The sequence below is a fragment of the Pseudonocardia sp. HH130630-07 genome, from assembly GCF_001698125.1.
Classification (GTDB): Bacteria; Actinomycetota; Actinomycetes; order Mycobacteriales; family Pseudonocardiaceae; genus Pseudonocardia.
Genome location: NZ_CP013854.1, coordinates 5,757,808 through 5,782,055, shown reverse-complemented (window position 1 = coordinate 5,782,055; position 24,248 = coordinate 5,757,808). Strand labels below are relative to the sequence as shown.

General features: G+C 75.3%; 24 protein-coding genes. 18 read left to right on the top strand and 6 right to left on the bottom strand.

The features are described 5' to 3' along the window. Nucleotides 1–148: 148 nt before the first annotated feature. The 16 genes from AFB00_RS27280 to AFB00_RS27210 all read left to right on the top strand — a co-directional run bounded on the left by AFB00_RS27280 (nt 149) and on the right by AFB00_RS27210 (nt 15,851). On the top strand, nt 149–1,168 hold the full coding sequence (locus AFB00_RS27280) for an ABC transporter substrate-binding protein (RefSeq protein WP_068799560.1): 1,020 nt from the start codon (nt 149–151) through the stop codon (nt 1,166–1,168). After that, nucleotides 1,165–2,031, top strand: a complete 867-nt coding sequence (locus AFB00_RS27275; RefSeq protein ID WP_197519673.1) for an ABC transporter permease — start codon at nt 1,165–1,167, stop codon at nt 2,029–2,031. The genes AFB00_RS27280 and AFB00_RS27275 overlap by 4 nt, the downstream gene beginning before the upstream one ends. Then, complete coding sequence (locus tag AFB00_RS27270; protein WP_083275865.1) at nt 2,028–2,786, top strand: ABC transporter ATP-binding protein; 759 nt, start codon at nt 2,028–2,030, stop codon at nt 2,784–2,786. The genes AFB00_RS27275 and AFB00_RS27270 overlap by 4 nt, the downstream gene beginning before the upstream one ends. 82 nt (nt 2,787–2,868) lie before the next feature. Next, entirely contained in the window at nt 2,869–3,771 is a 903-nt protein-coding gene (locus tag AFB00_RS27265) for an ABC transporter substrate-binding protein (protein ID WP_068799558.1), read from the top strand. Next, the gene (locus AFB00_RS27260) at nt 3,764–4,975 is read left to right on the top strand and encodes an MFS transporter (RefSeq protein WP_231974102.1); all 1,212 of its coding nucleotides are present in this window, start codon (nt 3,764–3,766) and stop codon (nt 4,973–4,975) included. Before AFB00_RS27265 ends, AFB00_RS27260 begins: the two co-directional genes overlap by 8 nt. A gap of 40 nt (nt 4,976–5,015) precedes the next feature. Next, on the top strand, nt 5,016–5,732 hold the full coding sequence (locus tag AFB00_RS27255) for an SDR family oxidoreductase (protein WP_068799557.1): 717 nt from the start codon (nt 5,016–5,018) through the stop codon (nt 5,730–5,732). A 12-nt stretch (nt 5,733–5,744) separates the two neighbouring features. Next, on the top strand, nt 5,745–6,257 hold the full coding sequence (locus AFB00_RS27250; RefSeq protein ID WP_068799556.1) for a hypothetical protein: 513 nt from the start codon (nt 5,745–5,747) through the stop codon (nt 6,255–6,257). 65 nt (nt 6,258–6,322) lie between these two features. Next, nucleotides 6,323–7,144, top strand: coding sequence for a helix-turn-helix transcriptional regulator (locus AFB00_RS27245; protein ID WP_231974101.1), 822 nt, complete (start codon nt 6,323–6,325; stop codon nt 7,142–7,144). A 322-nt stretch (nt 7,145–7,466) separates the two neighbouring features. Further along, entirely contained in the window at nt 7,467–7,565 is a 99-nt protein-coding gene (locus AFB00_RS35880; protein ID WP_335726545.1) for a putative leader peptide, read from the top strand. A gap of 108 nt (nt 7,566–7,673) precedes the next feature. After that, nucleotides 7,674–8,927, top strand: coding sequence for an LLM class flavin-dependent oxidoreductase (locus tag AFB00_RS27240; protein ID WP_068799554.1), 1,254 nt, complete (start codon nt 7,674–7,676; stop codon nt 8,925–8,927). After that, entirely contained in the window at nt 8,924–10,300 is a 1,377-nt protein-coding gene (locus AFB00_RS27235) for an NtaA/DmoA family FMN-dependent monooxygenase (protein WP_068799553.1), read from the top strand. Before AFB00_RS27240 ends, AFB00_RS27235 begins: the two co-directional genes overlap by 4 nt. Next, on the top strand, nt 10,297–11,952 hold the full coding sequence (locus AFB00_RS27230) for an ABC transporter substrate-binding protein (protein ID WP_231974100.1): 1,656 nt from the start codon (nt 10,297–10,299) through the stop codon (nt 11,950–11,952). Before AFB00_RS27235 ends, AFB00_RS27230 begins: the two co-directional genes overlap by 4 nt. After that, nucleotides 11,949–12,899: an ABC transporter permease gene (locus AFB00_RS27225; protein WP_068799551.1), complete on the top strand. Its 951-nt coding sequence runs from the start codon at nt 11,949–11,951 to the stop codon at nt 12,897–12,899. Before AFB00_RS27230 ends, AFB00_RS27225 begins: the two co-directional genes overlap by 4 nt. Further along, a complete protein-coding gene (locus AFB00_RS27220; protein WP_068799550.1) occupies nt 12,896–13,807 on the top strand; it encodes an ABC transporter permease in 912 nt (303 codons plus the stop codon). Before AFB00_RS27225 ends, AFB00_RS27220 begins: the two co-directional genes overlap by 4 nt. Nucleotides 13,808–13,912: 105 nt before the next feature. Beyond that, on the top strand, nt 13,913–15,433 hold the full coding sequence (gene nikE, locus AFB00_RS27215) for a nickel ABC transporter ATP-binding protein NikE (protein WP_442965829.1): 1,521 nt from the start codon (nt 13,913–13,915) through the stop codon (nt 15,431–15,433). A gap of 121 nt (nt 15,434–15,554) precedes the next feature. Then, nucleotides 15,555–15,851 (top strand): YciI family protein, encoded by a 297-nt coding sequence (locus tag AFB00_RS27210; RefSeq protein WP_068799549.1) that lies wholly within the window; start codon nt 15,555–15,557, stop codon nt 15,849–15,851. A gap of 4 nt (nt 15,852–15,855) precedes the next feature. Here AFB00_RS27210 and AFB00_RS27205 read toward each other — a convergent pair whose 3' ends face one another. The 3 genes from AFB00_RS27205 to otnK are packed head-to-tail and all read right to left on the bottom strand — an operon-like array spanning nt 15,856 to nt 18,556. Then, nucleotides 15,856–16,647 (bottom strand): DeoR/GlpR family DNA-binding transcription regulator, encoded by a 792-nt coding sequence (locus tag AFB00_RS27205; RefSeq protein ID WP_068799548.1) that lies wholly within the window; start codon nt 16,645–16,647, stop codon nt 15,856–15,858. Between the two features lie 2 nt (nt 16,648–16,649). Then, nucleotides 16,650–17,324, bottom strand: a complete 675-nt coding sequence (locus AFB00_RS27200; RefSeq protein ID WP_068799547.1) for a class II aldolase/adducin family protein — start codon at nt 17,322–17,324, stop codon at nt 16,650–16,652. Beyond that, nucleotides 17,321–18,556: a 3-oxo-tetronate kinase gene (gene otnK, locus AFB00_RS27195; protein ID WP_068799546.1), complete on the bottom strand. Its 1,236-nt coding sequence runs from the start codon at nt 18,554–18,556 to the stop codon at nt 17,321–17,323. The genes AFB00_RS27200 and otnK overlap by 4 nt, the downstream gene beginning before the upstream one ends. Before the next feature lie 93 nt (nt 18,557–18,649). On the opposite strand from otnK, the gene AFB00_RS27190 reads away from it, so the two are divergent. Next, complete coding sequence (locus tag AFB00_RS27190) at nt 18,650–19,972, top strand: homoserine dehydrogenase (RefSeq protein WP_068799545.1); 1,323 nt, start codon at nt 18,650–18,652, stop codon at nt 19,970–19,972. Beyond that, nucleotides 19,969–21,291, top strand: coding sequence for an SLC13 family permease (locus tag AFB00_RS27185; protein WP_068799544.1), 1,323 nt, complete (start codon nt 19,969–19,971; stop codon nt 21,289–21,291). Before AFB00_RS27190 ends, AFB00_RS27185 begins: the two co-directional genes overlap by 4 nt. Nucleotides 21,292–21,315: 24 nt before the next feature. Here AFB00_RS27185 and AFB00_RS27180 read toward each other — a convergent pair whose 3' ends face one another. From AFB00_RS27180 to AFB00_RS27170, 3 genes are read right to left on the bottom strand one after another with little or no spacing between them, the layout of a single operon-like run. Next, nucleotides 21,316–22,179, bottom strand: coding sequence for an LLM class flavin-dependent oxidoreductase (locus tag AFB00_RS27180; RefSeq protein WP_068799543.1), 864 nt, complete (start codon nt 22,177–22,179; stop codon nt 21,316–21,318). 31 nt (nt 22,180–22,210) lie between these two features. Then, nucleotides 22,211–22,987 carry a glycosyltransferase gene (locus AFB00_RS27175; RefSeq protein WP_068799542.1) on the bottom strand — a complete coding sequence of 259 codons (777 nt, stop codon included), beginning with the start codon at nt 22,985–22,987 and terminating at the stop codon, nt 22,211–22,213. Continuing rightward, a complete protein-coding gene (locus AFB00_RS27170) occupies nt 22,984–24,213 on the bottom strand; it encodes a bifunctional PIG-L family deacetylase/class I SAM-dependent methyltransferase (RefSeq protein WP_231974099.1) in 1,230 nt (409 codons plus the stop codon). Before AFB00_RS27170 ends, AFB00_RS27175 begins: the two co-directional genes overlap by 4 nt. Nucleotides 24,214–24,248: the final 35 nt, after the last annotated feature.

Here is a 24,248-nt window from a genome sequence, read left to right as displayed (position 1 = left end):
CCTGTGCCGGATCAACGGCGGCACCTGTCCGGGGCCGTCGGCCCACTGATCCCGGGCCACCGCGCCCCTCCCCGCCCGGCCGCGCAGCACGCGCCGCCGGTCCTCGCCGCGCGTCCGCGTGGACCCATCCCTCCCACGGAGCCCCCGCATGCCCGCACGCCCCCTGACCACCGACCGGCGCACCGTCCTGCGCGCCGCCCTGTTCGGAGCCGGCGGCCTGGCCGCCGGCCCGCTGCTCGCCGCCTGCGGTGGCGGCGGGGCCACCGGGCGGGTGAGCGCCCGGGTCGAGGACTCCGGCGGCGGCACCGCCAGCTCGGTGATCCGCCCGATCGCCGAGCAGAACGGCTTCCTCGCCGACCTCGACTTCTCCTACGTCGCGGGGACCGGCCCCGGCGACGTGCAGAACAAGCTGCTCTCCGGTGCGCTCGACGCCGCCAGCTTCGGCCCGCTCGGCGCGGTGGTCGCCGCCGGGGCCGGCTCCGACGTCGTGCTGTTCTCGCCGAACCTCAACAACCACGTCCGCTGGCTGGTGCCGGAGAACAGCCCCTACCGCACCCCGGCGGACCTGCGGGGCAAGCGGATCGCGATCCCGCCGAACAACAGCGACGCGTTCCGGTCCACCCAGCTGGCCGCGGCCGTGAACGGCACCGACCTGGACGCCGAGTACGAGCTGTTCCCGGGTGCGGTGCTGGCCGGTCTGGCCCTGTTCGACCGCGGCGACGTCGACGCCATCGTCACCATCGAGCCCAACGCGACCCGGCTGGTCGGCCGCGGTGCCCGGCAGATCGCCACCGTCGGCGAGCTGTGGGCGCAGGGGACCGGCGAGGACCCGGACTCGCTGATCCTCAACGGACAGGGGACCCTGCGGTCCTTCCTGGACGGCGACCCGGCTGCCGCCCGCGCGATCGCCGACGTGCGGCTCCGCGTGCACGAGGTGATCCGGGAGCGTCCGGCGGTGCTCGCCGAGCTGCACGAGTCCTACGGGATCCCGGCCGAGGAGCGCGCGGCGATCGCGTTGCTGCCCGAGCGGCTGCGCGAGGTCTACCCGCTCGAGTGGGGGGCGCCGGCGTTCGCGAACCTGCAGCGCCAGCTCGAGGTCGCCCGGCAGGTGGGCATCGTGCAGAACGTGCCCGTGCCGGGCCCGTGGACCGAGCTGGGGGCGGCATGAGCACCGGCACCGAGTCCCGCACGGACGCCGGCGGCGACACCGGAACGGCACCCGGCCCCGTCGCCGGCGCCGCGAGCGACCCGGCCGCGCCGGTGCGACGACGACGGGTGCTGCGGGCCGTGGGCCCGGCCGCGCTGTTCGTCGTCCTCGCGGCGGCGGGCTGGCAGCTCATGGCCGTCGTCGTCGAGTCGGTCCTGGTCCCGGGGGTCGGTGACATCGCCGGCGAGCTCGCCGGGATCGTCGTCGGCGGCTCGTTCGCCCAGGAGCTGGGCATCACCGTGCTGCGGGTCGCGCTCGGCTTCGCGCTGGCCTTCGTCGTCGCCGTCGCGACCGGGATCGCCATGGGGCGCAACGCGTTCGTCCAGCGGTTCGGGGAGCCCGCCGTGCTGCTGGGGCTGACCATCCCCGGCCTGGTGTGGGCATTGCTGTGCGTCATCTGGTTCGGCGTCGGACTGGCGAACCCGGTGATCGCGGTCGCGCTGTCCTCGGCGCCCGCGCTGGCGCTGACGATCTACCAGGGCGTGCGCTCGGTCGACCCGGACCTGCTGGAGATGGCGCACGTCTACCGGTACTCCCGCACCACGCGGCTGCGCAGGCTCTGGCTGCCCGCGCTGGCGCCGTCGCTGTTCGCCGGGGCCCGCCTCGGCCTGTCCCTGGGCTGGAAGGTGATCGTGCTCGTGGAGGTCTTCGGCATGTCGTCGGGGGTGGGTTACCAGCTCAACAACGCCTTCGCCGAGCAGAACGTCGCCGCCGTCCTCGCCTGGACGCTGCTGTTCGCCGTCGTCATGGCGGTGCTGGAGTACGGCGTCCTGCAGGGGCTCGAACGCCGTGCCGGCCGCTGGCGGAAGGCGGTGACGGTGTGAGCGAGCTCGCGAGCCGACCATCGGTGCGGAGTACCCCCGCCACCACCGCGATCCGGCTCGACGGGATCGGCAAGACCTTCGTCGACGCCCGCACCGGTGCCCCGCAGACCGTCCTCGACGACTTCTCCCTCACCGTGTCGCAGGGTGAGCTGGTCGCGCTGGTCGGCGCCTCCGGGACCGGCAAGACGACCCTGCTGCACGTCGTCGCCGGGCTGACCACACCCGACCGCGGCACCGTCGAGGTCGGACACCCCCGGCTCGGTGTCGTGTTCCAGCAGCCCCGGCTGCTGGACTGGCTGCCGGTCCGGCAGAACGTCGTCCTGGCGCTGGAGGCGGCCGGGCTGGACCCGGACGCCGCCGACGCCGTGCTCGAGGCCGTCGGGCTGACCGCGTACGCCGGGTCGTACCCGAGCGTGCTGTCCGGCGGGCAGCGCCAGCGGGTCGCGGTGGCCAGGGCGTTCGCCGTCGAACCCGATCTCGTGCTGCTCGACGAGCCGTTCAGCGCCCTCGACGAGCTCACCGCCCGCAAGCTGCGGCTGCTGCTGCAGGAGCTGTGGATGAGCCGTCCGCGCACCGGGCTGCTCGTCACCCACAACCCCCTCGAGGCGGCGCTGCTCGCCGACCGCGTGATCGTCCTGGCCGGACGCCCGGCCGGGATCGCGGCGGAGCACCGGATCGAGCGGGACCGGCCGCGTTCGGCCGAGGACCCGTACCTGTTCGACCTGCACACCCGCATCGTCGCCGCGCTCGCGTGAGCGCGCATCGGCACCGCGCTCGCGTGAGCGCGCATCGGCACCGCGCTCGCGTGAGCTGCGGCCCCACCGGAAGGAACGTGACATGACCGAGCGTCCGAAGGTCACCATGGAGCTGCTCTCCCTGGTCTTCTCGCTGCCCCAGCTCGTCGCCCGGGACGAGGGCTACTTCGACGACGAGGGCGTCGACGTCGAGTTCGTGACCAAGGCCTATGCGAACGCCGGGGTCGCGCCGCTGGAGGACCACCAGCTGCTGAGCGCGTTCGGGCAGACGAAGTCGCACTTCGAGAGCGGTGAGGCGTCGCTGTACCGGGCGTGCGAGTGGGGGCAGGTCCGCCGGGCCCACGACACCACCGTCGGCGGCCGGGTGGTCTCCAAGCGGGCCGCGGTGAACGGCCAGGCGATCATGGTCCGCGGCGACCACCCGGCGACCCACCCGCAGGACCTCGCCGGGGTCACCGTGGCGGTGAACTTCCACCACGGCTCGCACTACGTCGCCCTGCAGACCCTGGAGGGCTTCCTGCCCCGCGAGGAGATCTCGGTCGCGCACTACGGCGGCCCGCAGGTCCGGTTCGAGGCACTGCGTGACGGCACCGTCGAGGCCGCCGCCCTGATGGAGCCGTGGATCACCCTCGCCGAGAAGCAGGGCTACAAGGTCCTCGCCGAGGCGTTCTACGTCGGCGCCGAGATCGCGAGCCCGCAGGTCGACTCGGACACCTACGCCCGGATCAACCGCGCGGTCGTCTGGGCCGTCGCGAAGCTCGACGAGGACCCGCGGCCCTACCTGCACCACCTCACCGCGGAGATCCCGGCGGAGCTCGGCTCCGTCGAGCCGCACGAGATCCCGCTGGGCCGGCTGCGCTACGTCGACCCGGCGCCGTACCCGGAGGCGCAGTTCCAGCGCACCTACGACTGGATGGTGTCCTGGGGGCTGATCTCCGACGACCGGAACTTCGACGCGCTCGTGCAGAACCTGGTGGATGTCTGACCGGGCGTCCGACGTGCGGCGGCCACGCCCGGGAGTCCGGGCGTGGCCGCTCTACGTCGGCGGCTTCCTCGGCCCGTACGCCAGCACCATGGTCACGCCGATGGTGCACGAGGTGGCGGTGGGGCTGCGCACGACACCGGAGGTGGCGGCCGCGGCCGTGACCACCTACATGTTCCCGTTCGCGGCGGTGATGCTGGTGTCCGGCACGCTCGCCGAGCGCTGGGGCCGCGCCCGCACCATGCAGGTGTCGCTGCTGGCGTTCGTCGTCGCCTGCGGGTGCTGCGTGCTGGCGCCGACGATCGAGTGGTTCCTCGCCGCGCGGGCGCTGCAGGGTGTCACGAATGCGTTCACCACCCCGCTGCTCGTCGCCGCCATCACCGACCTGGTGCCCCGGGCCGGGCTGGGGCGGGCGCTCGGGTTCTTCGCCGGGATGCAGGCCGCCGGGCAGGCGGCCAGCCCCCTGGTGTCCGGGCCGTCGGCGGTGCTGGACTGGCGGCTGGCGTTCGCCTTCCCCGCGCTGGTGGCGGTGGTGCTGGCACTGCTGCCCCCGACGATGACGGCCGGTCCGCGCCGCACCGGTCCGCCGCCGGTACGGGCCCTGCTGAACCGGAACCTGGCGCTGGCCTGCGGCCTGTCCTTCCTCTGCTACCTGGCCGCGGTCGGGCTCACCGTGCTGGCGATCCTGCGTGCCGAGTCCGACTTCGGGCTCGGGCCGTGGCAGCGGGGGCTGCTCGCGGCGGCCTTCGGCGTCGCCGGGCTGGCGACCGCGCCGCTGCTCGGCAGGCGGCTGGACGCGCTGGGCCCGCTGCGCACCGGCGTCCTGATGAACGTGCTGCTCGCGATCGGGCTGCTGGTCGCGGCGCTGGGACCGTCGGTGCTGCTGCTGGGGACCGGGATCGCCGTGGTCGGGATCGCCGTGACCGGGCTGCGGACCACCGTCAACGCGATCGCGGCGACCAGCACCGAGGGGAACCGGGCCGGTGCGGCGTCGCTCGCGCTGTCGTTCCAGTTCTTCGGGGGTGCCCTGGCGCCGCTGGTGTGGGTGCCGCTGCACGCGGGCGCCGGTCCCGTGGGTTTCGCGGCGACCGCCCTGGCGCCGGTCGCCGCGCTCGTGCTGCTGGCCGGGTACCGCGGTGGCCCGCGTGGGTGGGTGCGGCGCACCCACGAGGAGCTCGACCTCCCTGCGGGGACGCGGCGTACCTAGAAAGGACCCGGTACGGACCCCGTCAGCCGGAGGAAGTGTCATGAACAGCCGCCCCATCGCCCTCGTGACCGGAGCCAGCAGCGGGATCGGTCGCGCCGTCGCGGCCCGTCTCGCCCGCGACGGTCACCACGTGATCGCCGCCGCCCGCCGGACCGACCGGCTGGAGGCACTCGCCGCCGAGGTCGAGCACGTCGAGCCGCGGGCCCTGGACGTCGTCGACCGGGACGCGGTCCGCGCGCTGGTCGAGGACGTCGTGGCCGTGCACGGGCGGCTCGACGTCGTCGTCGCCAACGCCGGTGTCATGCCGCTGTCCCGGCTCGACGCCGGCCTCGTCGAGGAGTGGGACCGGACGATCGACGTCAACGTCCGCGGCCTGCTGCACTGCATCGCCGCGGCCCAGCCGGTGTTCGCCCGACAGGGCCGGGGGCACTTCGTGACCACCGCGTCGACCGGTGCGCACGAGGTCGTCCCGGCCGCCGCCGTCTACTGCGGCACCAAGTACGCCGCCCGGGCCATCACCGAGGGACTGCGTCTGGAGTCGCCGCCGGAGGTGCGCGTCACCACCATCTGCCCCGGTGTGGTGGAGAGCGAGCTCGCGAGCACCATTACCGACCCGGACGCCCGCGCGGGGATGGTGGAGTACCGCAGGCACGCGATCCCGCCGGAGGCGATCGGCGACGCCGTCGCCTACGCCGTGGGCGCCGATCCCGCCGTCGACGTCAACGAGATCGTCGTCCGCCCCGTCCACCAGCGCTGAACGGGCGGTTCCATGACGTTCACGGACGGGACCGGTGTGGCCGACGACGGTGGGGACGCGATGGCGACCGTCGCGCGCCTGCACCGCGAGTGGATCTTCCGGTGGGACCGCGAGGAGGGCGACCCCGTGTTCGACTTCGACGCCGTGTTCTCCGACCTGTACGACACCGACGGTGACGACGTCATCCTGTTCGACGACGCCGACCCCCAGCGGCGGGTCCTGCGTAGCGCCCACGAGTTCGGCCGGGTCTTCGGCCCGGTGTTCACGGCGCTGCGCCGCGCGGAGCACGCCGTCGAGGAGGCGCCGTCGGTGCTGGTCTCCGGGTCGCTGGCGGCGAGCCGTCTCGTCTTCATCGCGAGACTGACCCACGCCGACGGGAGCCGCACCGGGATGCGCGCGTTCAGCAGCCAGGTCTGGCGGGCGGGTGCCGACGGCCGGTGGCGGATCGTGCGCGACCAGACCGCCGTCGGGCACCTCGACCTCGGCGAGACCGCGGCCCTGCTCGCCGCGCTGCCGCGCCGGTGACGGCTCCGCCCGCCGGCGGCGCGAGGACGGCTGCCGGCGGGGCCCCGAGCCGTACGATGCAGCACGTGGCGACCAGCGAGTTCGGTGAGTACCTGCGGGTCCGGCGGTCCCAGGTCGGCCCGGCGGACGTCGGGCTGCCGGACACCGGCCGGCGACGGGTGGCCGGCCTGCGGCGCGAGGAGGTGGCCATGCTCGCCGGGGTGAGCGCCGACTACTACGTCCGCCTGGAGCAGGGGCGCGAGCGCAGCCCGTCGGCGCCGGTGGTCGACGCGCTGGCCGGTGTGCTGCAGCTCGGCGACGACGCACGGCTGCACCTGTCCCGCCTGGCCGGCCTGCTCCCGCGCGACGCCGCTCCGGCGACGCCGGAGCACGTCGACGGGGAGCTCCTGGCGATGATGGAGGCCTGGGACGCCTCGCCGGCCCTCGTCCTCGGGCGTGCCTACGACGTGCTCGCGGCCAACCACCTGGGCCGTGCCGTGTTCGGCGACACCAGGAACCTGATGGAGAAGGTGTTCCTGGACCCCGACGCGCGGGTCTTCTACCGCGACTGGCCGCACGTGGCGCGGTCCTCGGTCGCCGGGTTCCGGCTGCTGCACGGCGAACGACCGGGCTGTCCCCGGACCCGCGCCGTCCTCGACCGGCTCCTGGAGCGCAGCGGCGAGTTCGCCGAGCTGTGGAGCCGGCACGACGTCGAGGGCAAGCTCGCCGAGCGCAAGCTCGTCCTGCATCCGGACGTCGGGGAGCTCGACCTGCAGATGCAGGCGTTCGACGTGCGGTCGGCCCCCGGGCAGCAGCTGATGGTCTACCACGCCGAACCCGGCTCGCCGACCGCCGAGAACCTCCGCCTGCTCGGCAGCCTGACGGTGAGCACCCCACGCGCGGTGTGACGCGCCTGCCCCCTCCTCCGCTTCCCACTCATGGAGCTTCGGCCTCGTGTCACCGGGCCGGAGCTCCATGAGTGGCGAGGTACGGGAGGGGAGGGTGTCCGGACACCGCGGCCCGCCGTGCCGGGGTGTTTCCGCAGTTCGGGACAGGTACAGCGGTGCCGGTCACTCCCGGTCCGTGCGGGTTGACACGACCCGGTCCCGGCTCCCTACAGTCGGGGAGCACACCATCTCCGAGCGGCCAAGAGACCCGGCTCCACGACGCCGCAGCAACCCCCCGCCACCGCGGGTGCGGGTGCTCCCGCCGGGATGCGATGGAGGGATCATGCGGGCCACGGCGGAGCGGGCGGGCGCGGCGCACCACCCGCGCTACCGGCGGCACGTGGACCTGCTGCGCGTCGCCAGCGCCGCCTGTCCGGGCTGACGCCCCCTTCCCGCGGCCCGTCCCGGCCGCGTCCCCGCGCGACCGGCGTCCGGCGGCGCGCGTCCCTCCGCCACGTCACGCGACCCGCGTGAAGGAAGCGACGGCTACATGTCCACATCGGACGATCTCGCGCGCCCGCTGCACCTCGCGGTGGCGCTGGACGGTGCCGGCTGGCACCCCGCGGCCTGGCGCGAGCCGGGTGCCCGGCCCGCCGAGCTGTTCACCGCCCGCTACTGGGCGGACCTGGCCCGCACCGCGGAGCGCGGCCTGCTCGACCTGCTCACGATCGAGGACGGGTTCGGCCTGCAGTCCGGCGACCACCTCGCCGGGCCCGAGCGCCGCACCGACCGGGTCCAGGGCAGGCTGGACGCCTCGCTGGTCGCGGCGTTCCTGGCCCCGCTGACGTCGGCCGTCGGTCTCGTGCCGACGGTCACGACCACGCACACCGAGCCGTTCCACGTCGCGTCTGCGCTGTCCACGCTGGACCACGAGTCGCACGGCCGCGCCGGGTGGCGGGTGCAGACCTCGGTGCGTGCCGACGAGGCCGCGCACGTCGGCCGCCGGGTGATCGACGGGGTGTCGCGGGCGGAACTGGACACCCCGGCCGGGCGGGCGCTGGTCGCCGAGCTGTCCGACGAGGCCGCCGACGCGGTCGAGGTCGTCCGCAGGCTGTGGGACTCCTGGGAGGACGACGCCGAGATCCGCGACGCGCGCACCGGCCGGTTCGTCGACCGGGCGAAGCTGCACCGGATCGACTTCGCCGGTGCCCACTTCCGGGTCGCCGGACCGTCGATCGTCCCGCGCCCGCCGCAGGGGCAGCCGCTTGTCGCCTCGCTCGCCCACGGCTACGGCCCGGCGCTGCTCGCGGCGCGGGCCGCCGACGTCGTGTTCACCACCCCGCACGACCCCGACGACGCGGCGCGTGTGGTCGCCCAGGTCCGCACCGCGGAGCGCGCCGCCGGGCGCACGGCACCGCCGCTGCGCGTCCTCGGCGACGTCGTCGTCGTGCTCGCCGACACCGGGGCCGGCGCCCGGGACCGGCTGGCCCGGCTCGACGCCCGCGACCCGCTGTCCAGCGACGCCGCCGTCCTGGCGACCACCCCGGCCGGGCTCGCCGACGTCCTGCTCGACTGGCGGGCGGCCGGGCTCGACGGCTTCCGCCTGCGGCCCGCCGTGCTGCCCACCGACCTCGACGCCGTCGTCGACGGGCTGGTGCCCGAGCTGCAGCGCCGCGGTGCCTTCCGCACCGCCTACGCCGAGCGGACCCTGCGCGCCCGGTTCGGTCTGCCCCGCCCGGCGAGCCGCTACGCGGCCGGCGCCGACCCCACCACCGTCCCGACCCCCGCCGGAGCGAGCGCATGAGCACCGACCGCAAGCAGATCGTCCTGGGTGCCTACTTCCCGGGCGTCAACCACGACACCGTGTGGAGCGACCCGGCCTCGGGCAGCCACATCGCCCGGGAGTCCTTCGAGCACTGGGCCCGCACGGCCGAGCGCGGCAAGCTCGACCTGCTGTTCCTCGCCGAGGGGCTGCGCCTGCGCACCCGCGGCGGCGAGATCTTCGACCAGGACGTCGTCGGCCGCCCGGACACCTTCACGGTGCTGGCGGCGCTCGCCGCGGTCACCGGGCACATCGGGCTGGCCGGGACGATCAACTCCACCTTCAACGAGCCCTACGAGCTGGCCCGCAGGTTCGCGACGCTCGACCTGCTCTCCGGTGGCCGGGCCGCCTGGAACGTCGTCACCAGCTCCGACGCCCCGACCGGGGAGAACTTCCGGCGCGGGGCGTTCCTCGGCCACCACCAGCGCTACGAACGGGCGGGCGAGACCCTGGCCGCGGTCCGGGCGCTGTGGGACTCCTGGGGCTCCGGCGCCGTCGTGGCCGATCCGGGGACCGGGACGTTCCTGCGGGACGGGCACGTCGGCGACTTCGCCGTGCGCGGGAACCAGTTCGACATCGCCGGGCGGTTCACCACCCCGCGCAGCCCGCAGGGGCACCCGGTCGTCCTGCAGGCGGGGGAGTCTCCGGCCGGGCGCGACTTCGCCGCCGCGAGCGCGGACGCGATCTTCTCCCGCTACCAGCGCTTCGACGAGGCCCGCGCGTTCTACGACGACGTCAAGGCCCGGGTGCGCCGGGCCGGGCGGAACCCCGACGAGGTCCGGATCCTGCCCAGCGCGGGCGTCGTGCTCGGCGACACCGACGCCGAGGCCCGCGAACGCCACGCGCACGTCCACGACCAGCAGGTCGACCCGTGGACGTCGATCGTGCTCGCCGAGATGGTGTGGAACCGCGACCTGTCGGCGTACGACCCCGACGGGCCGCTGCCCGACGTCGATCCCACGCCGGAGGCGCCGCGCTGGATCGAGGGCCGGGCACCGCTGACCCAGGACGCGCACGCCACCGCCGCCGCGTGGCGCGAACTCTCCCGGGAACGGGGCCTGTCGCTGCGGGAGACGGTCAAGCACGTCTTCGACCGGGCGGTGTTCGTCGGGACGCCGGAGCACGTGGCCGACGAGATCGACCGCTACGTGCAGAACGACGCCAGCGACGGCTTCATCCTCGGCTCGCACGTCAGCCCGTCCGGCCTGGACGAGGTCGAGGACCGGGTCGTGCCGATCCTGCAGGAGCGGGGCGTGTTCCGCCGCGAGTACGGCGGCGGCACGCTGCGCGAGAACCTCGGGCTCGCGCCGCCGTCCCGGTTCGGGGAGCGCGGCCCCGCGGCGGTGGCGTCGTGAGCCCCGCCGGCGGGGTGACCGGGAGGGACGGGTGGCGACGCCGCAGGCGGGCAGCCGCGTTGCGCGGCACCGTGCAGCTCACGGCGGCCGCCCTGGTCGTCGCCGCCTGCAGCACCGGCGGTGGCGGCGCTGCCGCCGACGCCGGACCACCGCGACCCGGCGGGACCCTGGTGTTCGCCGTGTCCTCGGACCAGGGCTGCGCCGACCCGCAGCAGGTGCAGAGCAACGACTCCGTCTACTCGTTGCGCCAGATCGTCGACTCGCTCACCGACCGGGACCCGGTCACCGGCGACATCGTCCCGTGGCTGGCGACCCGGTGGTCGTCGAACGCCGACGGCACCGCCTGGACGTTCACCCTGCGGGAGGGGGCGACGTTCTCCGACGGCAGCCCGGTCGACGCGGCCGCGGTGAAGGCGAACTTCGACCGGGTGCCCCGTCTCGGTGCCCGCAGCTCGCTGCCGAAGGGCTACCTCGCCGGGTACGCGGGAACCGACGTCGCCGGCCCCACCGAGTTCACGGTGCGGTTCGACCGGCCGAACGTCCAGTTCCTGCAGGGCACCTCGACCCACAGCCTGGGCCTGCTGTCACCGGCCAGCGCGGCGAGGCCGGACGACGAGCGGTGCGCCGGCGTCATCGGCTCCGGCCCGTTCACCCTGGAGCGCTACACGACCGACGACGTGACCGTGCTCGCGAAGCGGCCCGGCTACGACTGGGGCTCGGCGGCGTTCACCCGGCCCGGTGAGGCGTTGCTCGACCGTGCCGAGTTCCGGGTGGTCCCGGAGTCCGGTGTGCGCTCGGGCAGCCTGCAGTCCGGTGAGGTCGACGCGATCGCCAGCGTCGGTCAGCAGGACGAGGCGCCGCTCGCCGCGGCCGGCGTTGAGCTGCCGGCCCGGCCGAACCCGGGGCTCCCGTTCGGCATCACGTTCAACCAGGACACTCCGCTCGGCGGGGACGCCGCGGTCCGCCGGGCGGTGTCGCTCGGCATCGACCGGGACGAGGTGGTGGCCGCGGTCTACCCGTCCCAGACCCGCAGGGCCACCGGTCCGCTGTCGTCGACCACGCCGTCCTACGCCGACCAGTCCGCGCTCACCGGCTACGACCCGGCGGCCGCGACCGCCGCGCTGGACGCCGCGGGCTGGGTCCCCGGCCCGGACGGTGTCCGGGCCCGGGGCGGGCAGCCGCTGACCGTGCCGCTGACCTTCGCCCAGAACATCGCCACCACCAGGCCCGCGCTGGAGCTGATCCAGCAGCAGCTGCGCCGCATCGGCATCGACCTGCAGCTGCGCGAGGTCCAGATCTCGGAGACGCCGCTGGTCCAGCAGAGCGGGGACTTCGTCGCGGTGTGGGGCAACCTCACCCGCGCGGACCCGGACATCCTGCGCTCGCAGTTCTCCCTCGAGGGCAACAACTTCTACCGGCTGCGGCCCGGCCCGGTGCAGCAGGTGCTGGCCGCGCAGGCGGCCGCCACCGACCCGGCGGAACGCTCCCGGCTCGCCGCGCAGGCGCAGCGGCTGCTCGCCGAGCAGTACGTCTCCGCCCCGGTCGTCGAGCTGACCACCGTGCTCGGTGTCGGCCCGGACGCGCACGACGTGGCGTTCGACGCGTCGTCCCGGATCCAGCTGCACGACACCTGGAAGTCCGACGCGCGATGACGCTCTCCTACCTGCTGCGCCGGCTCGGACTCGCCGTCGTCGTCCTGTGGGCGGCCTGGTCGGTGTCGTTCGTGGTGCTCTACCTGCTGCCCGGCGACCCGGTCGCCACCATGGCGGCCGGATCGTCCGACGGCGAGCCGCCGACCGCGGTGGAGCTGGACGCGTTGCGCGCCCGCTACGGCCTGGACCAGCCGCTGCCGGTCCAGTACGTGACCAGGCTGTGGGCGGCGCTGCAGGGGGACCTGGGCACGTCGTTCGCGACCGGGCAGGACGTCCGGTCCGCGGTGGGGGCGGCGTTGCCGCCGACCCTGCAGATCGCCGGGGCCGGGCTGCTCGTCGCGGTGCTGGGCGGCACCGTCGTCGCGGTCGCCGCGACCTGGACCCGGTCCGCGCGGCTCGCGCAGCTGCTGTGGTCGCTGCCGTCACTGGCGGTGTCGCTGCCGGTGTTCTGGGTCGGCCTGATGCTGGTGCAGCTGTTCTCGTTCCGGCTCGGCTGGCTGCCGTCGGTCGGGGACCGCGGCCCGGCGGCGCTGGTGCTGCCGGCGGTCGCACTCGGCCTCCCGACCGGGGCGCTGATCGCGCAGGTGCTGGCGAAGAGCCTGGAGCAGGCGCTGACCGCACCGTTCGTGACGACCGCACGGGCGAAGGGGGTCGGCGAGGCCGCGGTGCACCTGCGGCACGCGCTGGGCAACGCCCTGCCGCCCGCGCTGACGGTGCTCGGCTACGTCGTCGGGAACCTGCTGGCCGGGTCGGTGGTCGTCGAGACCGTGTTCACCCGCCCCGGCCTCGGGCGGCTGACCGTCGCCTCGGTCGGGGCCCAGGACATCCCGGTCGTGCAGGGCGTCGTGCTGTGCGCGGCGCTGGCCTTCGTCCTGGTCAATCTCGTCGTCGACATCGTCCACCCGCTGCTCGATCCGCGGATCACCGTCACCGGAGGAACCCGATGACCCTGCTGGACCGGGCCGTGCCCGAACCTGCGACCGGTGCCGGCTCCACCGGTCGTACGGGACGAGCCGGGCGGCGCGCCGGCCCGGCCCGGCTCGGCCGGTTCCTCCGGGTCCGGCCCGGCCTGGTCACCGCCGTTGCCGTGCTGTTCCTGGTGCTCGTCGCCGCGGTCGCGCCGTCGGTACTCGCCCCGGGGGACCCGGCGGTCGGTGACACCGCGGTGCGGATGGCGCCGCCCGGGCCCGGCCACTGGTTCGGCACCGACCACCTGGGCCGCGACATCTGGACCAGGGTGGTGCACGGGACCGCGCTGTCGGTGCAGGCCACGGTGATCGCGGTCGCCGTCGCGCTCGTCGTCGGGGGTGCGATCGGGCTGCTCGCCGGGTTCGCCGGCGGCTGGGTCGACGAGGTCCTCATGCGCGGTGTCGACGTGCTGCTCGCGATCCCGGCGATCCTGCTGTCGCTGGCCCTGATCACCGCGCTCGGGTTCGGCACGGTGAAGGTGGCGATCGCGGTCGGGGTGGCCGGCGTGGCGAGCTTCGCCCGGGTGATGCGGGCGGAGACGTTGCGGGTGCGGCGCTCGGTCTACGTCGAGGCGGCCCGGGCGGTCGGGACCCGCTGGTACACCTCGCTGCTGCGGCACGTGCTGCCGAACGCGATCGGGCCGGTCGCGGTGCTCGCCGTGCTCGAGTTCGGACTCGCGATCCTCGCCGTCTCGGCCCTGTCGTTCCTCGGGTACGGGGCCCCGCCACCGGCGCCGGAGTGGGGGTCGCTGGTCGCCGACGGCCGCAACTACCTGGCCGTCGCCTGGTGGATCTGCGCGATGCCCGGGCTGGTCATCGCAGCCACCGTGCTGTCGGTGAACCGTGTCTCCCGGGCCCTGGACGGCGAGTGGGGGCGGTCGGTGTGAGTGCGCTGCTGCGGGTCCGCGGGCTGGAGGTGACCTACCGGGGCGGCGCCGGACCGGTGCACGCGGTGCGCGGGATCGACCTGGACGTCGGCCCGGGGGGAGGTCGTGGCCGTCGTCGGCGAGTCCGGTTCGGGCAAGTCGACGCTCGCCCATGCGGTGCTGGGGCTGCTCCCGGGCACCGGGACCGTCACGGCCGGCACGGTCGCGCTGGGCGATCGGGAGCTGACCGGGCTGCCGGAGGCGGCGTACCGCACCGTCCGGGGCTCGCGGATCGGGCTCGTCCCGCAGGATCCGGGTGTCGCGCTGAACCCGGTGCAGCGGATCGGGGCGCAGGTCGCCGAGGTCCTGCGGACGCACGGGCTCGCCGATCGCCGCTCGGCGCCGGACCGCGCGGTCGCGCTGCTCGGCCGCGCCGGCCTGCCGGATCCGGCCGTCCGGGCCGGGCAGTTCCCGCACGAGCTGTCCGGCGGGATGCGGCAGCGGGTGCTCATCGCGATCGCGATCGCCGCCGATCCGGCGCTGATCGTCGCGGACGAGCCGACGAGCGCGCTCGACGCCACCGTGGCCCGGCGGATCCTCGACCATCTCGACACGCTGCGCCGCGACCTCGGCACCGCCGTCCTGCTCGTCACCCACGACCTGGCCGTGGCCACCGACCGGGCGGACCGGATCGTCGTCGTGCGGGACGGGCGGGTCGTCGAGCAGGGCACCCCGGCGGAGCTGCTGGCCGGAGCGGGCGAGGAGTACACCCGCGAGCTGCTCACCGCCGCGCCGGGACTCGCCGCCGTCGCACCCGTTCCGCCGCCGTCGGCCCTTCCGGCCGCGACCCCGGTCGCCGAGGTGCGCGACCTGGTCAAGGAGTTCCCGTTGCCCCGGCGCCGGGGTGAGTGGCGGCGCCGGACGCGTCGCGCCGTGGACGGCGTCTCGTTCACCGTCGCCCCCGGCGAGACGCTCGCCCTGGTCGGAGAGTCCGGATCCGGCAAGTCCACCACCGCCCGGCTGCTGCTGCGGCTGGAGGACCCGACCTCGGGCCGGGTCCTGCTCGACGGAGCGGACGTGACGGCGGTGCGCGGCGAGGCGTGGCGGGCGCTGCGGCGCCGCGCGCAGCTGATCTACCAGAACCCGTACGCCTCGCTGGACCCGCGGTTCGCGGTGCGCGACATCGTGACCGAGCCGCTGCGCGCGTTCGGCGCCGGTACGGCGGCGGAGCAGACGGCCCGGGCCGCCGAGCTGGTCGACCGGGTCGCGCTGCCGGCCGGGGTGCTCGACCGGCGGCCGGCGGAGCTGTCCGGCGGGCAACGGCAGCGGGTCGCGATCGCCCGCGCGCTGGCGCTGTCCCCGGCACTGGTCGTGTGTGACGAACCGGTGTCGGCGCTCGACGTGTCCGTGCAGGCCAGGGTGTTGGAGCTGCTGGCCGAGCTGCAGCGCCGCGACGGTCTGTCCTACCTGTTCATCTCGCACGACCTCGCCGTCGTCCGGCAGGTCGCGCACCGGACCGGTGTGCTGCACGACGGCCGGTTGCGGGAGCTGCGGCCCACCGCGGAGCTGTTCGCCGACCCGCACGACGACCACACCCGCGAGCTGCTCGCCGCGATCGCCGGCCGCCGGGCCCGATCCGGCACCTGACCCGCCCGCCCCGGACCCACTCATGGAGCTTCGGCCCGGTGTGACGAGGCCGAAGCTCCATGAGTGGAGAAGGGGGACGGGGTGGAGGAAGGGGGAGTGGGGTGTGGGGCACGATGGGGGTGTGCCGACCTTTGCCGTGATCTACACCTACACCTCCGACCACGAGCGGCGGTTCGCCGCGCGGGACGAGCACCGCAGCTATCTCGCCGGGCGCCCGGAGCTGCTCGTCGCCGGGGCCTGGGCGCCGGACGAGCCGGCGGGCGGGCTGCTGGTGTTCCGCGCCGCCGACCGTGCCGCCGTGCAGGCCGTGCTGGACGACGACCCCTACGCCGCCGCCGGGGTGATCGCCGACGTGCAGATCCGGGAGTGGGCCCCGCCGCTCGGCCCGGTCGCCGGGGCCCTCACCGGGGACTCCTGACCGGTCACCCGCCGTGCGGCCGGACCCGGACGAGTCCGGCCCCGCCGGCCTCGATCCCGGCGGCGGCCTCGTCGTCGAGACCGTCGTCGGTGATCACGGTGTCGATCTCGTCCAGCCGCAGCACCCGGTAGCGGGCGAACCGCCCGTACTTGCTGCTCCCCGCGACCAGCACGGACGAGCCCGCCGCGGCGAGCGCGGCGCGCTTGACGTCCACCTTGGCCTCGACCGGCGTGGTGACCCCGTGCCCGAGGTCCCACGAGCTGGACGACAGGAACGCCAGGTCGAGCGACAGCTCGCGCAGCGCGAGGGTCGCGAGCCGACCCGCGGTGGACCGGTTCTCCCGCTCGACCCGCCCGCCCAGGCAGATCAGGTCGACGCCGGGGAGGTCGAGGAAGTCGGTCACGGTCGCCAGGTCGTTGCTGACCACCGTCAGGTCGTGCAGGTGCCCGAGGTGCGGGCGCATGGCCTGGACGGTGGTGCCCGCGTCGAGGTAGACGGTCATGCCGTCGGTGACCATGGCGGCCGCGGCGACGGCCATCGCCTCCTTCTCCGGGCGCTCGGCCACCGCCTTCTCGGCGCGGTCCGGCTCGCGCAGCAGCCGGCTCGCCAGCCGCGCCCCGCCGGGCGTCGACTCGACGGCACCCTGCTTGGTCAGCGCCTCGACGTCGCGCCGCACGGTCATGTGACTGACCCCGAGCTGCTCGGTCAGCTGGTTGTAGCTCAGGACCTGTGACCGGCGGAGCAACCGCAGGATCTCCTGCCTGCGCTGCTCGGGGATCAGGGGCGGGCTCGCCATCGTCACCTCTCCGACGGTCCGGCTGAGGACCCGACTCTAGTGCGCCCGCCCCACGGGCTGGACCAGCGTGCGGCGAGGTGGCGGGTGGCCTCCGGGGTGAGCTCACGGCGCGGCAGCCCGGTGGTGAGCAGGGTGATCCGGCAGGCCTCCTCCAGCTCCACCGCCCGCTCGCAGGCCTCCGCGGCGTCCCGGCCGGCCAGCACGGAACCGTGGTTGGCGAGCAGTGCTGCGCGCAGCTCCCACGGGCAGGCGGCGAGGTCGTCGCCGAGAGCCGGGTCGCCGGGCGGCCGGTAGGGCAGCAACGGCGCCTGCCCGACCCGCATCACGTAGTACGGCGTCAGCGGCGGCACCGCACTCGCCTCCGACCACGGTTCCAGGCAGGACGCGGCCACGGCGTAGGGGGAGTGGACGTGCACGACGGCCCGGTGCGCGGCGTCGCGGGCGTAGAACGCCAGGTGCAGCGGCCACTCCTTGGACGGCCGGGCCCCGCCGAGGTGGTGCCCGTCGAGGTCCAGCACGGCGACGTCGCCGGGGCCGAGCCCGCCCAGCGAGGTGCCGGATCCGCTGACCAGGACGCGGTCGCCGTCGCGGACGCTGATGTTCCCGCTGGTACCGGGGCTGAGGCCGTCGGCGACCACCCGGGCCCCGGCGGCCAGCAGCTCGTCGACCGGGCTCACGCGAGCACCTCCCAGGCCGAGGTGAACAGGTCGTCCGGGCCGAAGTTCCCGCTCTTGAGGGCGAGGGTGACCGCCCGGCCGCCGGCGGTCTCCGCCGCCGTCCAGCAGATCCCCGGGGCGATCTCCGGCCCGATCCGCAGCAGGCCGACGCCGAGCGCCCGGACCACGGCACCGCTGGTCTCCCCGCCCGCGACGAGCAGCCGCGAGACCGTGCCGTCGGCGACCAGCTCCCGCCCGGTGCCCGCGAGCACCGTCTCCACGGCGGGCGCGACCGGCGCCCCGTCGACCTCGCTGACGAGATCGTCCGGCCCGGCCGTCGCGTACACGACCGGTGCGGAACCGGCGGGCTGCTCCCGCACCCAGCCGATCAGGCGCGCGATCTCGGCGCCGGGGTCCCGCACCGCGGCGGCCGGGTCGACCCGCAGCGTCGGTGCGGTGCGTGCGGCGTCGGCCACCTGGCGGCGGGTGGCGGCCGATGCGCTGCCGCACAGCGTCAGCCGGAGCGTGCCGGGAGCGGCGGGGCGCCAGTCGTCGGCCGGGGTCCCGGGATCCGGCAGCCCCAGCGCGAGCCCGGACCCCCCGCTGACGACCGGGGCGTCGGCGACGGCGGCGCCGAGTGTCCGCAGGTCGTCGTCGTCCACCGTGTCGACGACGACGTAGCGCCCCGCGGAGTCCGCCAGCGCGGTGCGCACCGCGTCCGGTCCGCGGCGCACGGTGGCGAGCCCGATCTCCTCGACGGCGTGCGGGGTCTGCGGGGCCAGCAGCTCGGCGACCCGGGACCGGGTCATCGGGGTCAGCGGATGGTGGCGCATGGGGGAGTTCTCGAGCAGCTCCGCCCCGACGAACAGGTGCCCCTGGTAGACGGTCCGGCCGTTCGCGGGCAGTGCCGGGGCGACGACCACCGTCGTGGCCCCGGCCCGGTCGGCGACGGCGTCGAGCACCGGGCCGATGTTGCCGCGGTCGGTGGAGTCGAAGGTCGAGCAGTACTTGACGTAGAGCCGGTCGGCGCCCCAGTCCCGCAGCCGGTCCACCGCCCGCTCCGACGCGGCGACGGCCTCGGCGACCGGCGCGGTCCGGGACTTCAACGCCACCACGACGGCGTCGAGCCCCGCGCGCACGGCCGGCCCGGGATCGTGCTCCTCGATCACGACGGCCACCCGGTGACCGTTGCGGCGCAGCATGATCGCCAGATCCGTGGCACCGGTGAAGTCGTCGGCGACGGCTCCGAGCATCGGGTGATCCTCCTTGTGAAAATCTGGTGCATGTTTGTAGAAATCTAGATCCTGTGTCAGAGTCACGCCACCCCCCGTCCGATTGGAGCAACGGTGATCCATCCCCATCCCGCCCGGGCCCACGTGCCCGTCCGGATCGCGCTGACCGGGGCGAACGGCGGCTACGGCCGCACGTTGCTCGCCCAGCTGCGCCGGACCCCGGAGCTGGTGCCGGCCGTGCTCGTCGACCCGGACGCCGCCGGGCTGGACCGCACGCTCGCCGAGCTGGGGCTCGACCGGGACCGGCTCACCGTGCTCCCCGACGCCGCCGGCGTGGCCTGGGCCGACGTCGACGTGCTCGTCGAGGCGACCGGCCGGATCGACGTCGGCACCGCGTGCGCCGCTGCCGCGCTCGACCACGGCGTGCACGTGGTCATGGTCTCCAAGGAGGTCGACACGGTCGCCGGGATCGCGCTCGCCGAGCGGGCCCGGGCGGCCGGACGCGCCTACCTGCCGGCCGACGGCGACCAGCCGGCCAACCTGATCCGGCTCGTCGACTGGGTGTCGGCGACCGGCCTGGAGATCGTCGCGATCGGCAAGGCTGGGGAGTACGACCTGGTGCTCGACCCGGTCGCGGGCACCGTCGAGCAGAACGGCTCGGTCTTCCCGGCGCCCGCGCTGGCCGGCCTGCTGGACCTCGGCCCCGACGTCCGCGCCACGCTGGCGGCCCGCGCCGACGCCGTCGCCGCCCTGAAGCGCTCGGCCGCGGCCGACCTGTGCGAGATGACGGTCGTCGCCACCCGCACCGGGGCCGTGCCGGACCGTGAGGACCTGCACTACCCGGTCGCCCGGATCGCGGAGCTGGCCGACGTCTACGCCGCGCGCGAGCACGGCGGCGTCCGGTCCCGCGACGGCGTGGTCGACGTCTTCTCGGCGCTGCGGCTGCCGGGCGAGGCGAGCGTCGCGGGCGGGGTGTTCGCCGTCGTCCGCACCGACGACCCGGTGACCTGGGAGATGTTGCGCGGCAAGGGGCACGTCGTGAGCCGCGACGGCCGCTACGCCTGCCTGTACTGGCCCTACCACGCGATGGGCGCGGAGACGCCGCTGACGATCCACGCCGCCGTCGACGGGGCGGGCCCCGCGCCGCAGCCCCGTCCGACGACGGTGCTGGCCGCCCGCACCGCCGGTGACCTGGATCCGGGGACGGAGTTCACCGTCGCCGGGCACCACCACGAGATCGCCGGGGTCGCCCCGGTGATGGTCGCCGCGGAGCCCGGCGTCGCGCCGTACTACCTGCTGGCCGGCGCCCGGCTGAACCGGGCCGTCGGAGCCGGTGAGCTGGTGCGCGTCGGCGATCTCGACGGTGCCGACCCCGGTGCGCTCGCGGCGCACCGCGTCGCCGAGGCCGCCATGACCGGGGCGGGGGTGCCGGCATGAGCCCCGAGGTCATCGCGCTGATCGTGTTCGCGCTGGTCTTCGCCATCTCGGCGATCCGCAACGTGCACATGGGGGCGCTCGCGCTGGTGGCGGCGTTCGTCGTCGGCATCGGGGTGGTCGGGGAGAGCCTGGACGACATCCTGGGCGACTTCCCGGTCGACGCACTGCTGATCCTGCTGGGCATCACCTACCTGTTCGGGATGGCCCGGGAGACCGGGACGATCGACTGGCTGGTCGACCGCTCGGTGCGGCTGGTCGGCGACCGGGTCGCGCTGCTGCCCTGGGCGATGTGGCTGATCGGCACCGCCGTGGCCTGCCTGGGCACCTCGCACGCCGCGTTCGCGGTCGTGCCGATCACGATGTCGCTGGCCACCACGCACCGGATCAGCCCCACGCTGATGGGCATCGCGATGAGCTCCGCGATCGTCGGTGGCGCGCTGGCGCCGACCAGCATCAACGGCATCACCGTCGGCACGGTCGCCCGCACCGCCGGGATCCCCTACGACGCCGGGCTGATGTTCTTCCTCTCGGTCGGAGTGAACGCCCTGGTCGTGCTCGTCGCCTTCCTCATGTTCGGCGGGCCGGAGCTGGTGCGCCGCTCGCGCCGCGGCGCCGCGACCGACCCGTCCGACGGCCCGGTCCCGGGTGGCGGCGGTGTCGCGACGGCCGAGCGGACCCACACCGAGCCGGCGCCGGCGCTGACCGGCCTGCAGATCGGTGTGCTCGCCACGCTCGTCCTGCTCGTCGTCGGGTTCTTCACGCTCACCGTGCTCGAGGTCGACGTGAACCTCGGCGTCGTCGCGCTGACCCTCGCGGTCGGGCTGTCGCTGTGGAACCCGGAGGTCGGCCGCCGCGCGGTGGCCAAGGTCGACTGGGGCACGATCCTGCTGCTGGGCGGCATCCTCACCTACGTCGGCGTGCTCACCCGGCTCGGTGCGATCGACCAGCTCGGCGAGCTGGCCCGGTCGGTGAACGTCCCGCTGGTCGCCGCGATCGTGCTCTGCGTGATCGCCGGGCTGGTGTCGGCGTTCGCCTCGACGATCGGCATCCTCGGGGCCCTCATCCCGCTCGCGGTGCCGCTGCTGGTCGTCGGCGGCGGGCTGGAGACGACGGGCTTCATCTACGCGCTCGCGATCTCGGCCTCCCTGGTGGACTGCGCGCCGTTCTCCACCACCGGCGCGACGATCGTCGCCTCGGCGGCGGAGCCGGAACGGCCGCGGCTGTCGAACCGGTTGACGGTGTGGGGGTTCTCGATGGTCCTCATCGGTCCGGCCTTCACCATCCTCACGATGGTGGTGCCGTTCCTGCTGCTGGGCTGAGCGCCGGCGGCGGGCCGGGGCCGCTCACGGCGCGAGCCGGGGCGGCCCCTGCTCGACGCGGCGCAGCAGCGGCCCCAGCTCGCCGACCCGGTCGTCGAACGGGCGCCGCTCGTCCCACCAGGTCGCACCGGCCCCGGCGAGTTCCGCGACGCGGTCGGCCTGCTCCGGGGCCGTGGTCCCACCGATCACGACGTCGAACGGGCGATCCAGGGCACCGGTCTCGGCACGTTGCCCGCCGACGACCTCCACCACCCGTGCCACGTCGCCGGCGGACGGCAGCTCCCCGGTCTCGGTGCCGGGGAGGATCGGGATCACGCCGTCCCAGCGGGCGGCCCGGCGCAGCGGTCGCCGGTTCGGCCAGTTGCCGGCGACCCAGACCGGGATCCGCGGTCGCTGCACCGGCACCGGCAGGCACAGCACGTCGTCGAGCACGACGTGCCGCCCCTGGTAGTGGGCGGGCTCCCCGGACCAGAGCATCGCCAGCGCGTCGAGCCCCTCGTCGAGCCTCTCCGCGAGCACCCTGGGATCGGTCGGTTCCCCGAAACGACCGAACTCGTCCCCGATCGGGGCGCCGAGGCCCACACCGCAGACCATCCGGCCGCCGCTGAGCCGGTCCAGTGTGGTGAGCGTCTTCGCCAGGGTGATCGGGCGGCGCCGCGCCACCGGGGTGACCATCGCGCCGAGCCGGATCCGGTCGGTGGCGAGCGCGGCGGCGGTCAGCAGCACCCACGGGTCGGCGAGCGCACGCTCCTCGGCCCGCACGTGCAGCACGTGGTCCCACACCCACAGGCCGTCCCAGCCGGCCTGCTCCGCGGTCCGGGCGAGATCGGCGACCACCCGCGGGTCCTGGAAGTCGCCGAAGTTGGGCACGTTCACCGAGTAGCGCATCCGCCGTCCCTCGTGTCGCGGTCGACCGTCGTCATGGGTCGGCCACGAGCCTCGCACGAGGCACCGACATGTTCGGGCGGTCACCGTGATCGCCCGCACCGTCGCGGCCGAGCAGGTCCGCCAGCCCGCCGCGGGCCCGGCCGCTGGTGCGGGCGCTCGTGCGGACCGTCCCCGCGGCGCCGACGACGACCCGGAACCCACCGGCGTGCAGCCGTCGCACGATGCCGTGGTCCTCCCCGCAGCCGCGGGCCGGGAAACCGCCCACGGCGTCGAACGCGTCGGCCCGGACGCCGAGGTTGGCCGCGTAGACGGGGTAGCCCGGCCACGGCGGCTCGCCGGGCGGGCGCGGGGAGCCGGGCAGGTCGAGCACGACGCCGCCGACGACGGCGTCCGCCCCGGCGTCGGCGAGCGCGAGGTGCGCGCGCACCCAGTTCGCGCCGACGGTGCCGTCGGCGTCCGTGCTGAGCAGCCAGGTCGCCGCGGCCGGGCCCGGCAGGCCCCGCCGGACGGTGCCCACGGCGCGGCTGCGTAGCCGTCCGACCGCGGGTTCCCGGCCGGACCCGGCACCGCCGGTCTCGGTGACGACGACCCGGACCCGCCCGGCGGCCGGGTGCGCAGCCGCCACCGCCCGCGCCCGCTCCGCGGTGCCGTCGGAGCACCGGTCGGCCAGCACGCACAGCGCCCGTGCCCGGAGCCCGGGCGCGGCGTCGAGCGCGGTGAGCACGGACGCGACGCAGGCACCGATGGTCCCGATCTCGTCGTGCGCCGGGACGACGACACCGACCGCGGTGACCGGTCCCCGGGTCACCGCCGCCGCACCACGTGCAGCAGGAAGTGCTCGTCGACGTGGGACACCAGGGTGTCGAACCGGTCGTCGTCGTGGACCCGGCGGTGCACCTCGGCCGGGTCGGCCGGTGCCTCCGGCGGCCAGTGCCGCCAGTGCACCACCGCGAGGTCCCCGCCCGGCGCCAGCGCGGCGGCCACCCGGTCCAGGACGGCGCGCAACCTCTCCTCCGGCAGGTAGTACAGCACCTCGGAGAGCACCACGAGATCGACGCCGTCCGGGACGGCACGCTCGTCGTCGAGGTCGGAGCGCAGGACCTGCACGCCGTCTCCCGCGGCGACCTCGGCCGTCGCCGCGACGGCCTCGGCGACGACGTCGCTGGCGACCAGCCGGTCGCAGCAGCGGGCCAGCTCCCGGGTCAGCTCGCCCACACCGCAGCCGGGCTCGGCGGCGAACGCGTACCGGCGGCGGGGGAGCGAGGCGAGCACGACCTCGCGCTTGCGGCGCTCGTAGGCCGAGGTGCGGACCTGCCACGGGTCCGGGTCGGCGCGGTAGCGGTCGGCGAACAGCTCCGGTGGCGCCCCGCCCGGCGGAGGCTCCCGGAAGTACACCTCCCGGTGCCCGTCGAAGTGCGCGAGCGTGGCCGCGGAGAGCACCGGGCGGTCCCCGCCGTCCGGGACGGTGGTCTGCGAGGCGTAGGCCGCGAGGGCGCGCCGGCGTGCTGCCCGGTCCGGCTCGGACAGGTCGAGCCGGTGCGCCCGGTCCCAGGGGATCCCGGGCGCGTCCGGGTCGCTGCGGGTCCGGGCCCAGACCGGGAAGCCGAAACCGTGCGCGGTCACCGGTGCCGCGACCGTGCACGCCCGGCCGACGGCGGCGTGGTCGGGATGCGGGTCCTCGCGCCAGGGGCTCACCCAGGCGTCGGCGGCGGCGAGGAACGGGACGAGCGCCGGGACCAGCTCCTCGGTCCGCAGGCCCGAGTCGGGCATCCCGAGCCGGTGCACGGTCGCGGGCACGCCCAGCTCGGCCAGCGCCGCGTCCAGCTCGGCCAGCCGGGTACCGGCGAGCGCGACCCGGTCCAGGCCGGTGACCTCGGGCAACGCCATCTCGCCGTCGCTGGCCAGCACGATCTCGACGGTGCCGCCGGCCGCGGTCACCGCCCGCAGCAGCCCGGCGGCGCCGAGTGTCTCGTCGTCGGGGTGGGCACACACGACGACCAGCCGGCGGAACGCCGCGGCGTCGAGGACCCGCACGGCCCGCGTGTCGACGACGTCGGCCTAGGGCGTGT

Coding starts and splice junctions, on each gene's coding strand:
- AFB00_RS27280 (WP_068799560.1), top strand. CDS start 149: ATGCCCGCACGCCCCCTGACCACCGACCGGCGCACCGTCCTGCGCGCC.
- AFB00_RS27275 (WP_197519673.1), top strand. CDS start 1,165: ATGAGCACCGGCACCGAGTCCCGCACGGACGCCGGCGGCGACACCGGA.
- AFB00_RS27265 (WP_068799558.1), top strand. CDS start 2,869: ATGACCGAGCGTCCGAAGGTCACCATGGAGCTGCTCTCCCTGGTCTTC.
- AFB00_RS27260 (WP_231974102.1), top strand. CDS start 3,764: ATGTCTGACCGGGCGTCCGACGTGCGGCGGCCACGCCCGGGAGTCCGG.
- AFB00_RS27255 (WP_068799557.1), top strand. CDS start 5,016: ATGAACAGCCGCCCCATCGCCCTCGTGACCGGAGCCAGCAGCGGGATC.
- AFB00_RS27250 (WP_068799556.1), top strand. CDS start 5,745: ATGACGTTCACGGACGGGACCGGTGTGGCCGACGACGGTGGGGACGCG.
- AFB00_RS35880 (WP_335726545.1), top strand. CDS start 7,467: ATGCGGGCCACGGCGGAGCGGGCGGGCGCGGCGCACCACCCGCGCTAC.
- AFB00_RS27240 (WP_068799554.1), top strand. CDS start 7,674: ATGTCCACATCGGACGATCTCGCGCGCCCGCTGCACCTCGCGGTGGCG.
- AFB00_RS27235 (WP_068799553.1), top strand. CDS start 8,924: ATGAGCACCGACCGCAAGCAGATCGTCCTGGGTGCCTACTTCCCGGGC.
- AFB00_RS27225 (WP_068799551.1), top strand. CDS start 11,949: ATGACGCTCTCCTACCTGCTGCGCCGGCTCGGACTCGCCGTCGTCGTC.
- AFB00_RS27220 (WP_068799550.1), top strand. CDS start 12,896: ATGACCCTGCTGGACCGGGCCGTGCCCGAACCTGCGACCGGTGCCGGC.
- AFB00_RS27205 (WP_068799548.1), bottom strand. CDS start 16,647: ATGGCGAGCCCGCCCCTGATCCCCGAGCAGCGCAGGCAGGAGATCCTG.
- otnK (WP_068799546.1), bottom strand. CDS start 18,556: ATGCTCGGAGCCGTCGCCGACGACTTCACCGGTGCCACGGATCTGGCG.
- AFB00_RS27185 (WP_068799544.1), top strand. CDS start 19,969: ATGAGCCCCGAGGTCATCGCGCTGATCGTGTTCGCGCTGGTCTTCGCC.
- AFB00_RS27180 (WP_068799543.1), bottom strand. CDS start 22,179: ATGCGCTACTCGGTGAACGTGCCCAACTTCGGCGACTTCCAGGACCCG.